At 74.3% G+C, this 13,299-nt stretch carries 12 protein-coding genes; 8 read left to right on the top strand and 4 right to left on the bottom strand.

Going from position 1 to position 13,299, the window contains the following annotated elements:
• Positions 1 to 106: 106 nt before the first annotated feature.
• From hmgA to ACH5AO_RS21690, 3 genes are read left to right on the top strand one after another with little or no spacing between them, the layout of a single operon-like run.
• Positions 107 to 1,459, top strand: coding sequence for a homogentisate 1,2-dioxygenase (hmgA, locus tag ACH5AO_RS21700; protein ID WP_398927019.1), 1,353 nt, complete (start codon positions 107 to 109; stop codon positions 1,457 to 1,459).
• A 27-nt stretch (positions 1,460 to 1,486) separates the two neighbouring features.
• Positions 1,487 to 2,236, top strand: a complete 750-nt coding sequence (locus ACH5AO_RS21695; protein ID WP_398927017.1) for a GntR family transcriptional regulator — start codon at positions 1,487 to 1,489, stop codon at positions 2,234 to 2,236.
• 24 nt (positions 2,237 to 2,260) lie between these two features.
• On the top strand, positions 2,261 to 3,445 hold the full coding sequence (locus tag ACH5AO_RS21690; protein WP_398927015.1) for a type ISP restriction/modification enzyme: 1,185 nt from the start codon (positions 2,261 to 2,263) through the stop codon (positions 3,443 to 3,445).
• Between the two features lie 57 nt (positions 3,446 to 3,502).
• On the opposite strand, the gene ACH5AO_RS21685 is transcribed toward ACH5AO_RS21690, so the two are convergent.
• Positions 3,503 to 4,216: a TetR/AcrR family transcriptional regulator gene (locus ACH5AO_RS21685; RefSeq protein ID WP_398927013.1), complete on the bottom strand. Its 714-nt coding sequence runs from the start codon at positions 4,214 to 4,216 to the stop codon at positions 3,503 to 3,505.
• Positions 4,217 to 4,279: 63 nt separating this feature from the next.
• Here ACH5AO_RS21685 and ACH5AO_RS21680 point away from each other — a divergent pair, with 63 nt between their 5' ends.
• Positions 4,280 to 5,251, top strand: coding sequence for an ATP-binding cassette domain-containing protein (locus ACH5AO_RS21680; RefSeq protein WP_398927011.1), 972 nt, complete (start codon positions 4,280 to 4,282; stop codon positions 5,249 to 5,251).
• Positions 5,248 to 6,030, top strand: a complete 783-nt coding sequence (locus ACH5AO_RS21675; protein ID WP_398927009.1) for an ABC transporter permease — start codon at positions 5,248 to 5,250, stop codon at positions 6,028 to 6,030. The genes ACH5AO_RS21680 and ACH5AO_RS21675 overlap by 4 nt, the downstream gene beginning before the upstream one ends.
• Before the next feature lie 200 nt (positions 6,031 to 6,230).
• On the opposite strand, the gene ACH5AO_RS21670 is transcribed toward ACH5AO_RS21675, so the two are convergent.
• From ACH5AO_RS21670 to ACH5AO_RS21660, 3 genes are all read right to left on the bottom strand, one after another.
• Positions 6,231 to 6,506, bottom strand: coding sequence for a hypothetical protein (locus ACH5AO_RS21670; protein ID WP_398927007.1), 276 nt, complete (start codon positions 6,504 to 6,506; stop codon positions 6,231 to 6,233).
• 126 nt (positions 6,507 to 6,632) lie between these two features.
• Positions 6,633 to 7,451, bottom strand: coding sequence for an anti-sigma factor domain-containing protein (locus ACH5AO_RS21665; protein WP_398927005.1), 819 nt, complete (start codon positions 7,449 to 7,451; stop codon positions 6,633 to 6,635).
• Positions 7,448 to 7,990, bottom strand: a complete 543-nt coding sequence (locus tag ACH5AO_RS21660; protein WP_398927003.1) for a sigma-70 family RNA polymerase sigma factor — start codon at positions 7,988 to 7,990, stop codon at positions 7,448 to 7,450. The genes ACH5AO_RS21665 and ACH5AO_RS21660 overlap by 4 nt, the downstream gene beginning before the upstream one ends.
• Before the next feature lie 242 nt (positions 7,991 to 8,232).
• Here ACH5AO_RS21660 and ACH5AO_RS21655 point away from each other — a divergent pair, with 242 nt between their 5' ends.
• The 3 genes from ACH5AO_RS21655 (at position 8,233) to ACH5AO_RS21645 (ending at position 13,238) form a co-directional block, all read left to right on the top strand.
• Entirely contained in the window at positions 8,233 to 9,765 is a 1,533-nt protein-coding gene (locus tag ACH5AO_RS21655; RefSeq protein WP_398927001.1) for a DUF4331 domain-containing protein, read from the top strand.
• 72 nt (positions 9,766 to 9,837) lie between these two features.
• Positions 9,838 to 11,769: a tetratricopeptide repeat protein gene (locus ACH5AO_RS21650; RefSeq protein WP_398926999.1), complete on the top strand. Its 1,932-nt coding sequence runs from the start codon at positions 9,838 to 9,840 to the stop codon at positions 11,767 to 11,769.
• Complete coding sequence (locus ACH5AO_RS21645; protein WP_398926997.1) at positions 11,766 to 13,238, top strand: sulfite exporter TauE/SafE family protein; 1,473 nt, start codon at positions 11,766 to 11,768, stop codon at positions 13,236 to 13,238. Before ACH5AO_RS21650 ends, ACH5AO_RS21645 begins: the two co-directional genes overlap by 4 nt.
• The last annotated feature ends 61 nt before the right edge of the window (positions 13,239 to 13,299 follow it).

Raw genomic sequence — 13,299 nt, 5'->3', positions numbered from 1 at the left:
GTCCTCCGTGGAGAGGAGGGGACGGAGACCGCGCGCCCCCCTTGCGTCACGGAAATCGCAATCCTACGGTGTCGCATAGGAATCCGACCGCAAGGGAGCACCGGGCATGAGCGATGGGGGTACCACCCGCGCGAGCGCGTTCGAGCGCGGGGAAGCGCGCAAGATCGCCGAAGGGCTGGAACACCTCTCCGGCTTCGGCAACGAGCACAGTTCCGAGGCGGTCCCGGGTGCCCTGCCCGAGGGCCGCAACGCGCCGCAGCGCGCACCGCTCGGGCTGTACGCGGAGCAGCTGAGCGGTACGGCGTTCACCGAGCCCCGCGCACAGAACCGCCGCTCCTGGCTGTACCGGATCCGCCCGTCGGCCGCCCACCCGGCGTTCACCCGCACGGGCAACGGATCACTGCGCACCGCGCCCTTCACCCAGACCGTGCCCGACCCCAACCGGCTGCGCTGGAACCCGCTGCCGGAGCCGGACGGGGACACCGACTTCCTCGCCGGGCTGTGGACCCTGGGCGGCAACGGCGACGTCACCCAGCGCACCGGCATGGCCGTGCACCTGTACCACGCCACCGCCTCGATGGACCGCGTCTTCAGCGACGCCGACGGTGAGCTGCTGATCGTCCCCGAGCGCGGCGGGCTGCTGCTGCGCACGGAGTTCGGACTACTGCATGTGGAGCCGGGACACATCGCGCTGATTCCCCGTGGGGTGCGGTTCCGTGTGGACCTCCTGGAGGACTCTGCCCGCGGTTATGTGTGCGAGAACTACGGGGCACCGTTCCGGCTCCCCGACCTCGGACCGATCGGCGCCAACGGGCTGGCCAACGCCCGGGACTTCCGGGCACCCGTCGCCGCGTACGAGGACGTCGAGGGGCCGGTGGAGGTGGTGAACAAGTTCTGCGGCAACCTCTGGGCGGCCACCTACGACCACTCCCCGCTGGATGTCGTCGCCTGGCACGGCAACCATGTGCCCTACGCCTATGACCTGCGCCGCTTCAATGTGATGGGCACCATCTCGTACGACCATCCGGACCCGTCGATCTTCACGGTGCTGACGTCCCCGAGCGACACCCCGGGACTGGCCGGGGTGGACTTCGTGGTCTTCGCGCCCCGCTGGCTGGTGGGCGAGGACACCTTCCGGCCGCCGTACTTCCACCGGAACGTGATGAGCGAGTACATGGGCCTGATCGAGGGCGCGTACGACGCGAAGGCGGAGGGCTTCGTGCCGGGCGGGGGCTCGCTGCACAACATGATGTCGGCGCACGGCCCGGACCGGGAGACGTTCGACCGGGCGAGCGCCGCGGAGCTGCGTCCGCAGAAGATCGACGACGGTCTGGCCTTCATGTTCGAGACCCGCTGGCCTGTGTCGCTGACCCCTCAGGCGGCACGGGCGGAGCACCTGCAACAGGGCTACGACACCGTGTGGCAGGGACTCGAGCGTCACTTCCAGCCGTTGCACTGAACGTTCCCCGACCGGTACGGATAGCCCGTGACCTCCTTCGCTCCGGATTCGATCGTCCTGAACCGCAAGTTGCCGCTCTGGTATCAGGTGTCGCAGTCGCTGCGCGCCTCGATCCTCGGCCGCTCGCCCCAGGACCCGCTGCGTCTGCCCACCGAGGAACAGCTCGCCGGGCACTACGGGGTGAGCGTGCTGACCATGCGGCAGGCGCTGAAGGAGCTGGAGGACGAGGGGCTGATCACCCGTCACCGCCGGCGCGGCACGTTCATCGAGCCCGGTGCCCGGCGGGGCGCCCCGGTGCGGCTGCTGGGCTCGGTGGACGCGATCGTGGCCCAGCAGTCCGGCATGACGACCGAGTTGCTGGAGCACGGTCCGGCGCCGGTGCCGGCGGAACTCGCCGAGTACTTCCCCGGCCTGTCCGAGGCGGCCGCGTACCACCGGCTGCGCGGCGACGAGAAGACGGGCGAACCGACCAACCACGCCCGCAACTGGGTCCGTCCCGAACTGGCCGCCCGCATCGACCCGGACGACCTGGTGCGGTGGCCGATGACCAAGGTGCTGCGGGACGTCGTCGGGGCGGGCATCAGCCGTATCACGGACACGGTGGAGGCACGGCTCGCGGACCCGGAGACGGCACGGCTGCTCCAAGTCCCGCTGCTCAGCCCGATCCTGCACTACACGGGCGTCACCTACGGCACCGACGGCCGGCCCCTGGACGTGGCCGTCATCCACTACCGGGGCGACCGCTTCTCCTTCACGGTGACGCTGGACGCCACCTGATCCGCCGCGCCCGCACGCCGTACGATGCCCTGCGTGACGCACGACGACGCTCCGCTGCTGGCGGACCTCATGCCGTGGTCCGTCGCACCGCCGCGGCTCGGCCGGGGGTGGCCGGCGGCTCCCGACGCGGCGTCCCTGAAGGCCCGTTGGGACGCCCTGCTGAAGGCCGAGGGGCCGGACCGCGAGGCGCTGTTCGGGCCGACGCGCTCCCGGACGCCGCACACGGCCGTCGGCCGGCTGCCGGGCCACGGCGGCGGCACGGAGAAGCTGGCCCGCGCGTCGGGCCCGTGCCCCGAGCCGGTACGGGTCCTGTACGCCCCGTTCGACGAGCAGTGGCTGATCCCCGACCAGCGGCTGATCGACGCGGCCCGGCCGGAGTTGTGGCGGGTGGCGGACGAGCGGCAGGTCTTCGTCGTGGAGGCGGGCACGGCCCGGGACCTCACGGGCCCTCCCCTGCTGGCCACGTCCCTGCTGCCGTTGCTGCGCACCGGCCGCGTCCGCCCGCTGTACCGCCGGCCGGGCGCCGCGGAACCGAACCTGGCTCCGGGCCTGACCGAACACCTCGCCGCCAGGCTCGGCCGGGACACCTCGCCGGTGGACGTCCTCGCCTGGGCGATGGCGGCGGCGCGCACCACGCCCGCCGGGCTCGCGGTGCCGCTCACCGGGGACGCCGGCGTATGGGACCGGGGCGTCGCGGTGGGCCGCCGGATGCTGTGGCTGTCGCGGCGCGACGGGGAGCGGCCCAGGCTTCCCGGCGGGCGCCGCCCGTACGTGCGCGCCCCGTTGCCCTCCCGGCCGGTGACCGTGGAGTACGACCGGGACGAGGAGGCCCTGTTGCTCGACGGGGGCCGCATCTCCCCGGTGCCGCCCGGGGCCTGGGACTTCGAGGCCGGCGGTGTGCGGGTGCTGGAGCAGTGGTTCGCGGCCCGCACGCGGCCGGTCGAGCCGGGTGCCCTGGCCGCGATCGGGCCGGCCGCCTGGCCCCAGGCCTGGACCTCGGAACTCCTGGAACTGATCACGGTCCTCGCCCTGCTGGCCGAGGTACGCCCGGAGCGGGAGGCGTTGACGGACTCCGCCCTTCCCGACCCGGTCACACCGGCCGAGCTGCGCGCGGCGGGCGTGCTCCCGGTGCCGCCCTCCGCCTGCCGCCCCGCCTCGGTGCTGGACGCCCGCGAGGAGGGGCCGGAGGGCCAGCTCGCGTTGATCTGAGGCCCGGCTCACGCCGACCTGAGACCCGGCCCGCGCCGGCCCGCGCCGGCCCAAGGGTCAGCCGCGGGGTTCGAAGCCGTCCAGCATCCGGCCGAGCGCCCGCTCGAACACCGCCTCCAGATCGATCGGCCCGGCGTCCTCCGCGAAGGCCGCCGCCATCCGCGGGTACTCACCACTGGCGATCCGGCCGCCCAGGTAGGCGATCCGGACCGCGTCCTCCTGCTCCTGCGACCAGGGCAGCGAGCGGGTGCGTTCGGCGGTGGCCAGCTCGTTGGTGACGTAGGTCGTCACGATGCCGTTCAGCATCGCGATCAGCTCCAGCTTGGTGCCGTAGGGCCCGGGGAGCGTGTCCAGACAGGCCAGGCAGTGCTCGAGGTAGCGCAGGGAGTTGGGGCTGAAGCCGTAGACCGGCGACATCAGCCGCGGCAGCCATGGGTGGCGGTGCATCAGCGCGCGGGTCTGGTGGGCCACCCGGAGCATGTCGGCGCGCCAGTCGCCGCTCGGCTCCCACAGCTCGTGCTCGCCGCCGACCGCGTCCACCATCAGCTCGTGGAGGTCCTCCTTGCGGGGGACGTAGTTGTACAGCGACATGGTGCCGCAGCCCAGTTCGGCGGCGACGCGGCGCATGGTGACCGCGTCCAGGCCCTCGGCGTCCGCGATCCGCACCGCCGCCGCCGCGATGTCGGCGCGTGTATACGCCGGTCGCGGTCCACGGCCGGTGCGCTCGGGGCGCGCCCAGATCACTTGGGGTTCGGCCGCTCGGCCCGCCATCGATCATCACCTCTCCCCCCATCATAATTACGTACGCCGTACGTAATGTGCTACGGTCCCCCCATGACTACTACGTACGGTGTACTTAGTAAGGGTCTGGAGAAGCGTTTCGGGGAGGTCCGTGCCCTGCGTGGGCTGGATCTGGCGGTGGCCGAGGGCACGGTGTGCGGGGTGCTCGGGCCCAACGGCGCGGGCAAGACGACGGCCGTCCGGCTGCTGGCCACGCTGCTGCGGCCCGACGCGGGATCCGCGCGGATCGCGGGCCACGACCTCGTACGGGAGGCCGCCGCGGTACGGCGCAGGATCGGCGTCACCGGGCAGGACACCTCGATCGACGGGGACCTCACGGGCCGCGAGAACCTGCGGCTGTTCGCCCGGCTGCACCGGGTGGACGGGGCGGCCGCACGGGCCGCCGAGCTGCTGGACCGCTTCGGGCTGGCGGAGGCGGCCGACCGGCCGGCGTCCGGCTGGTCGGGCGGCATGCGGCGCCGGCTGGACCTGGCGGCGAGCCTGATCCGCCGTCCCGAGGTGCTGTTCCTGGACGAGCCGACGACCGGGCTCGATCCGGTGAGCCGCACTCTCATCTGGGACGTGGTGCGGGAACTGACCGGTGAGGGCACGACCGTGCTGCTCACCACCCAGTACCTGGAGGAGGCCGACCGGCTCGCCGACGACATCGCCCTGGTGGACCGGGGCCGGGTCGCGCACACCGGCTCGCCGGCCGAGCTCAAGGCGTTGGTCGGCACGCACGCCGAGGTGGTCGTGGCGGACGCGGAGGCGCTGGTGGCGGCGGCCGGGGTGCTCGACCGGCTGACGGGCGCCCGGCCGTCCCTGGACCGGGAGCGCAACGCCGTCGGCGCGGTCACCAGGGACCCGACGCTCACCCTCCCGCACCTGGTGCGCACGCTGGACGCGGCGGGCGTGCCGCTGCTCGACGCGAGCCTGAGGCCGCCGACCCTCGACGACGTGTTCCTGCGGCTGACCGACGGCTTCGGCCACCACCACCCCTTCGACGACGAGGAGCGTGCCGCATGAGCACGTTGGCGTACGACGGCACCGCGATGCTCGGTCGGCAGCTGCGGCGGATGCGGAACAACCCGGGGCTGCTGATCCTCACCCAGACGATGCCGATCAGCATGCTGCTGTTCTTCGGCTACGTCTTCGGCAGCGCGCTCGCCGTGCCGGGCGCGGAGTACCGGTCCTTCCTGGTGCCGGGGCTGCTGGTGGCGACGGCGGCGGGCGGGATCATGACCGGCATGTTCCAGGCGGCGCAGGACGTCCACCGGGGGGTGACGGACCGGTTCCGCACGCTGCCGATGAGCCGGGCGGCCGTGCCGGTGGGCCAGGCGGTGGCGGACGTGCTGGTGACGGCGGCCGGGACGGTGCCGTTCCTGCTGGTGGGGCTCGCGGTGGGCTGGCGGGTGGAGGGCGGCGCGCTCGGGGCGGTGGGCGCCGTCGCCCTGTTGCTGCTGTTCCGGTTCGCGTGCGTGTGGATCGGGATGTTCCTCGGTCTGCTCACCCGGAACGAGGAGGCGGCCGGCCAGCTGGGCGGGGCGACCTTCCTGCTGCCGCTGCTGTCCAGTGCGTACATCCCGACGGCGGGGCTGCCGGACGGGCTGCGCACGGTCGCGGAGTGGAACCCGATCAGCGCGGTGGCGGCGGCGCTGCGGGACCTGTTCGGCAACGCGCCGGTGCCCGAGGGAGCGGCCTGGCCGGTGGCGCATCCCGTGGCGGGGTCACTGGGGTGGTGCGCGGTGCTGCTCGTGGTGTTCGTGCCCCTGGCGGTACGGCAGTACGGGCGCGGGAGGGAGTGAGGCTCCCGGGGTGGATGTCAGGTTCCTGCCAGGTCAGGGTCGGTCGGTGTGCCCCCGGAGCGCTGCCGGGTGGGAACGGGGGCGCCGGCCCGGGGAGGTGCCGGTGGCGGACCGGGCGCCGGACGCCACCGGTGCCGTGGGGATGACGGACGGGGCGGGGCGCCGCGCCGGGACGGTGGTGGGCCGCCCGGGCGCTGACGCTACCGGCTGCCGAACAGGGAGCGGCGCAGCCGACGCAGCGGGGCGAAGAGCGAGACGCGGCTCGTCCGGGCCCGCGCGCTCCTGGCGCCGCGGTCGTGCGCGGTGTCACGCGCGATGAGCTCGCGCATCAGCGACGTCGCCTCGGCCGTCTCCCGCTGTGGGACCGCGGGTCCTCCGAGGACCGAGAGATGGCGGTCGAGGCGCGAGCTGCTCGCGCTGCTGCCGCAGGTGATCGCAGGGACCCTGGCCCTGCTGCGCACTGTTATCTGTTCCATGTCACTCCCCACCCGTACGAGTCCACCCGGCCCGGGCAGGGTAACCCTATCGTCCCGTTCGGGCACTCGTGTATCGAGGCCACAGGATTCACCTTCCCTGTAAGGGGATTGACGAACACGCGTCGATCACTCTCCGAAACCGACCGTTTTCAGGGCCAGTTGAACGACGGGTCGCGAAGTGGGCTGCGGTGACCCGCCATCGGGCTCGACGGTCACGGCGAGTGACGTCGCGGCGGTGTCGAGGCCGGAGGCGACCAGGGGCGTGTCGCCCTCGAACAGCCCCAGGGAACGCGGTCGTGCGTCCGGGCCCATGAGCCAGAGCTGGCGCACACGTCCGTTCGGGGGGTTGTCGTATCCGCCGAGGGTGACGACCGCGCCGCGGGCCGATACGGAGGCGACCACTCCGATCGTGCGGCCGCGCGCGTCCCGGCCGCTGCTCGCGCGGGCGTCCGGGGCGGCGAGGACGTGGGCGATCTCACGTGACCGGTCGCGTTCGGCGGCCAGTCGGTCCTGGGTCCGGTCCGCCTGGACGGCGAAGAGCGCGGCGACGACGAGCGCCGCGGCGGCGGTGGCCGTCGCGAACGGCACGAACAGTGGCGCACGGCGCCGCTCGCGGGGGCGCGGCGGGGGCGCGGCGCCCCAGACGTGCGGCGGGAGCCGCGTGTCACGCGCGCGTGCCGGTTCCCCGGGCGCGGGTTCCTGCGGGGTGGTCCGTACGGCGGCCAGGACCCGGTCCCGCAGCGCGGCGGGCGCGGGGGCGGCCGTGGACCAGGCGAGGCGGACGGCGTCCTCGGCGAGGTCCCGCACCTCGGCGGTACAGCGGGCGCAGGACTCCAGGTGCTTCTCGAAGCGGACGCGTTCGGCGGGTTCCAGGGCGTCGAGGGCGTAGGGGGCGGCGAGGGAGTGCGGGTCCCCGCGGCGGGCCAGTCGGTCGAACAGGCTCATGCCGCGCCTCCCAGGCAGTCGCGCAGGCGGGTCAGTCCGTCGCGCATACGGGTCTTGACCGTGCCCAGCGGCAGCGACAGCCGCTCCGCCACCTCGCGGTAGGTGTAGCCGTCGTAGTAGGCGAGGGTGACCGACTGTCTCTGGAGCGCGGTGAGGCGGTCCAGGCAGCGGCGCACCCACTCGCGTTCGAGTCCGGCCTCGACCTCCTCGGCGACCTGGTCGAAGGCGGGTTCGTGGCCGCGCCGGGCCTCGCGCCGCTCGCGTTCGCCGGCCGCGCGGGCGCTGCGCACCCGGTCGACGGCGCGGCGGTGGGCGAGGGTGAGGACCCAGGACAGCGCGCTGCCCCGGCCGGGGTCGAACCGCGCGGCGGAGCGCCAGAGTTCGAGCAGCACCTCCTGGGCCACCTCCTCGGACTGGGCGGGATCGCGCACCACGCGCCGTACCAGCCCGTACACCGGCCCGGAGACCAGTGCGTACAGGTCCTCGAACGCCTTCTGGTCGCCTCCGGCCACCAGCACCAGCAGCTCGTCCGCCTCCAACGCGCGTCCTCCCCTCCAGGCCCCTGCGGGCCGCCCGGTCACACGAGGCGTGCGCGGCGAGCGAGCCTCCGGACGGTAAGTACGGATCGACGGACCGAAAACGCGGGCCGGCAGCGAGAAATGCTACGGGCGTACGGGTCCGGCGGGAGGGGCCGGAAGAAATTCCGAACTCCACCAATCCGGCCCGTCGTCCGCTCCGAAACCCAGTGCGTCAAGGCAAGTCGGCACTGAGGACGGACGGCATGACAACTGACTCCAGGACCGGTGCGGGACGCGGGAGTCTCGCGACCCTGATCTGCGGGGCGCTGGCCGCCGGGGGGCTCGCGGCGGCCGGCGCGACCGCGCTGGAACCCGAGGCGGCCTCCGCCTCCAGCCACCGGGAGGCCCCGCTGATCTCGGGCACCCCGCAGTACGACAACACGGACCTGTACGCGTTCGTCAGTCCCGACAGGCCGGACACGACGACGATCATCGCGAACTGGATCCCCTTCGAGGAGCCGGCCGGCGGACCGAACTTCTTCACGTTCGCCGAGGACGCGCAGTACGACATCCACATCGACAACGACGGGGACGCGCAGGGCGAGCTGCTCTTCCGCTACACGTTCAGGACGCACACGAAGAACGACAAGACGTTCCTGTACAACACCGGCCCGGTCACCAGCCTGGACGACCCGGACCTCAACATCACGCAGACCTACGACATCGAGCTGCTGAAGCTGAAGGACCAGCACGCGGTGTCCCGCACGAAGATCGCGGACGACGTGCCGGTCGCGCCGTCGAACGTCGGCAAGGCGTCCATGCCGGACTACGACACCCTGCGCGAGCAGGCGGTGCGCGAACTCGCGGGCGGGGCGACGACGTTCGCCGGGCAGGCCGACGACCCGTTCTTCCTGGACCTGCGGGTCTTCGACCTGCTGTACGGCGGGAACCTCTCCGAGGTCGGCAACGACACGCTCAAGGGCTACAACGTCAACTCCCTGGCGCTCCAGGTGCCGACCGACCTGATCACCGAGTCGGCGGACCAGCCGGTCGTGGGCATCTGGTCGACGACCCAGCGCAAGAACGCCGAGGGGCACTTCGTGCAGGTGTCGCGGCTGGGCAACCCGCTGGTGAACGAGGTCGTCAACCCGTTGAAGGACAAGGACACGTTCAACGCGTCCGCGCCGTGGGACGACGCGCGGTTCCTGAAGAACGTCACCGAGCCGGAGCTGCCGAAGCTCATCGAGGCGATCTACAAGATCCCCGCGCCGGACGAGCCGCGCAATGACCTCGTCGACGTGTTCCTGAAGGGCGTCGAGGGGCTCAACCGGCCACCGCACGTGAGGCCTTCGGAGATGCTGCGGCTGAACACGTCCATCGAGCCGGCCGCCGAGCCGAAGCGGCTGGGCGTCCTGGACGGGGACAACGCCGGCTTCCCCAACGGGCGGCGGCTGACGGACGACGTGATCGACGCCTCGCTGCAGGTCGTCGAGGGGGAACTGGTCGGCGCGGAGAACGACCTGGGGGACGCGGTCGACGCCAACGACAAGGAGTTCGGGGCGGCCTTCCCGTATCTGGCGAACCCGACGGAAGGGTCGCGCGGCCCGCTCGCCAAGGGCGTGGACGGCGGCAACGACGTGCGCAACCAGCTCGGTGACGCGCTGCGGCCGGCGGGTGCGGAGGGGGCCGACGACACGGCCTTGATCGCCGCGTCCGCCGGTGCGGGGGCCGGTGGGCTGCTGCTGATCGGCCTGGCGCTGGCGTGGTGGCGCCGGATGCGCGGCCGGGCGTACTGACCCCGACCCACCCCGACCGGTGCGGCCCGTCCCCACGGCACGGGCCGCGCCGCCGAACACCGAGGAGAGAGCATGGCTCCGCGTACGAACGACAGCGCCGGTGACGACGAACGGGCGGCCGCCCCGCCGGCAGCCGGCCACGGGGAGACACTGGACGCCCCACGACCGCCCACCGGGGGCGGGCCGCCGACCGGGGCACCGGAAGAGGGGCACGGGGCGAAGCCGCGTCGGGAACGGCCGGACGCGCCCGGAGCGGCGGGGGAACACGGGCCGAAGGCCGACCGCCGCGCGGAGGCGGAACACGGACACCGGACCGACCACCGCGTGGAAGCACACCACGAGCCCAGGGCCGCCCGCGACGCGGAACCCACCGGCCGCACGCGGGCGGAGCACGTGCCGGGTGCCGGCCGGCGGCCGGAGGCAGGACGTTCCCCGGAAGCCGGACATGGGACGGGGAACGGGCACGGGGCGGACACCGCCGACCGCGTACCGAACGAGGACGGAACGGAGGCCACCCGTCGCACGCGGGCGGAGCACGTGCCGGGTGCCGGCCGGCGGCCGGAGGCGGAGCACGGCCGCCGGGTACCGGGTGGGGATCCGGCGGCCTCCGCCGGTGCGGGGCGCGCCGGGGCGCGGGGCGCGGCCCCGCGGCGGTTCGCCGCTGCCGTCCGGCGTGGGCGGGGGCCGCGTGTCGTCTCGTGTGCCGTCCTGCTGGCCGTCGCGGTCACCGCAGGGAGCGTCGCGGTGGGAGGCGGGCGGGACGAGGGGCGGGCCGGGACGGCCGGTGCCGCGCCCGTGGCCGTCGCCGGGGTGCTCGCCGGAGGTGATCTCGGGGCCGGTATCCGGTCGTTGCAGGCTCATCTGCGGGCGCAGCCGAGGGACTTCGGCGGCTGGGCCACCCTCGGGACCGCCTATGTCGAGCAGGCGCGGACCCAGGGGGACCCCTCGCGCTATCCGCAGGCCGAGCGGGCGCTCGAGCGTTCCCTCGCGCTCGAACCCGGCAACGAGCAGGCCCTCGCCGGGCAGGCCGCCCTCGCCGCCGCGCGGCACGACTTCACCGGCGCCCTGGCCCACGCCGACCGGGCGCTGGAGCGGAACCCCTACAGCGAGCGCGCCCTGTGCTCCCGTATCGACGCGCTGGTCGAACTCGGCCGGTACGAGGAGGCCGCCGACGCCGCCGCCACCGCCGACCGCAGGCGGCCGGGGGTGCCCGTGTTCACGCGGTACGCGTACGTGCGGGAGCTGCGCGGCGACGCGCGCACCGCGCGGGAGGTGCTGCGACGGGCCCTGGACAGCGCGTCCTCGCCCTCGGACGTGGCGTACGTCGCGACCGCGCTGGGACAGCTCGCCTGGAACCAGGGCGAGTACGAAACGGCTCTCGCGCACTACGCGCGGGCGCTCGCCGCCGACGACGGCCACCTCCCCGCCCTGGAGGGCCGGGCCCGCGCGCAGGCCGCGAGCGGCGACCGCGCGGGTGCCGTCGAGACACTGGAGCAGGTGGTCGCCCGCTCCCCGCTGCCCGGCCCGCTGGTCGCACTCGGCGAGCTGTACGAGGACCGGGGCGCCGACGGCGACCGCGCGAGGGCACGCGACCAGTACGCCCTCGTCGACGCCTGGACCGCGCTGGCCCGGGCCGGCGGGGTCGAGGCCGACCTGGACACCGCGCTCGCCGCCGCCGACCACGGGGACGCCGGTGAGGCGTTGCGCGCGGCCCGCGCGGAGTGGGACCGGCGGCACAGCGTGCACACCGCGGACGCCCTCGCCTGGGCCCTGCACGTCAACGGCCGCGACGAGGAGGCCCTCCCGTACGCCCGCCGCGCCACGGCCACCGGCTACCGCAACGCCGCCTTCCTCCACCACCGGGGCATGATCGAGAAGGCCGCCGGGCACGACCGTGCCGCCCGCCGCTCCCTCACCGCCGCGCTGGAGCTGAACCCCGGTTTCTCCCCGCTCGACGCCCGCGCGGCCCGGGCCGCGCTGAAGGAACTGGAGGGAGCGCGTTGAACCTCCGCCGCCGCGTCGCCGCCGGTGCCGCCGTCCTGACCGCCGCCTGCGCGCTCGCGCTGGTCCCGGCCACGGCGGCGAGCGCGCACCCGCTCGGCAACTTCACCGTCAACCGCCACGACGGGCTGGTGGTCGCGCCCGATGAGCTGCGCGTCCACCACGTCGAGGACCTCGCCGAGATCCCGGCCGCCCAGGCGGGCCCGGACCTCGAACGGCTGGGCGGGGACGCCTGGGCCCGGCAGCGCTGTGCCGCGGCCGCGCGGGACAGCGAGGTGCGCGTCGACGGGCGGGCGGTCCCGCTCACCGCGGGCACCGCCCGTGTGCGTGTGCGGCCCGGTCAGGCCGGGCTCGACACCCTGCGCGTGGAGTGCGGGCTGACCGCGCCCCTCCCCGAGGGGGAGACGGTCGGCCTCCGCTTCCGCGGGGCGGGCGCGTCGTCCGGGCCGGGCTGGCGGGAGATCACCGCGCGGGGCGACCGTACGACGCTCACCGCCTCGGACGTGCCGACGGCCTCGCCGTCCGGCGAGCTGACCCGGTATCCGGAGGAACTGCTCTCCTCCCCGGCCGACACCAGGACCGCGGTCCTGCGCGTCCGTCCGGGCGGTCCGGCCCTGGCGGAGGCGGAGGCCGATGCTCCCGCCTCCGCCGTGCTCCCGCGCGGTGCCGACCGCTGGACCCGCGCGCTCGACGACCTCGTCGCCCGGCACGACCCGACCGTGGGTTTCGCCGCGCTCGCGCTGCTGGTCGCCGTCGGGCTCGGCGCGGCGCACGCGCTCGCCCCCGGTCACGGCAAGACGCTCATGGCCGCGACGGCGGCGGCGCGCGGAGGCGGGGCCCGGCTCAGGGACGTCCTGCCCATGGCCGCCTCGGTCACCGTCACCCACACGCTCGGCGTGGTCGCCCTGGGCCTGCTGGTCACGGCCGGTTCGGCCACCGCGCCCTCGGTGATCGCCTGGCTGGGCATCGCGAGCGGAGCACTCGTCACCCTGGCCGGCGCGAGCCTCGTGCGCCGGGCCCTGCGCCACCGGAACCACGCGCACCACCACGACCACAGGCACGGGCACCACCACGGGCACGGGCACACCCATACGCACGGCGGTCACACCCACACCCATCCCACCGCCCCCACCCTGCGCGGCACGGTCCTGCTCGGTTTCGCCGGCGGGCTGGTGCCCAGTCCGTCCGCCGTCGTGGTGCTGGTCGGCGCCGCCGCGCTCGGCCGGGCCTGGTTCGGGCTGCTGCTCGTCGTCGCGTACGGCGTCGGACTGGCCCTGACGCTCACCGCGGCCGGGTACGCGGTCGTGAAGGCGGGCAGCGGTGTGAGCAGGCTGCTGGCCCGGCGCCCCCGCTGGACGACGGCCCCGTGGGCGACGCTCGTGCGCCGGAGTGCGCCCCTGGGATCGGCGTTCGTCGTCGTGGCCCTGGGCGCCGGATTGGTGTTCAGGGGGGCGGCATCCGCACTCGGCTGAGCTACTTTCTTGGGGAAAGGGCGAGTTCGTCCGGACGCGAAGGGGGGCGCCGTGTCCGAGG

The sequence above is a fragment of the Streptomyces sp. NPDC018964 genome (assembly GCF_044390325.1).
In the GTDB taxonomy this organism is placed as follows: Bacteria; Actinomycetota; Actinomycetes; order Streptomycetales; family Streptomycetaceae; genus Streptomyces.
This window is presented reverse-complemented; position numbering and strand designations above follow the sequence as displayed.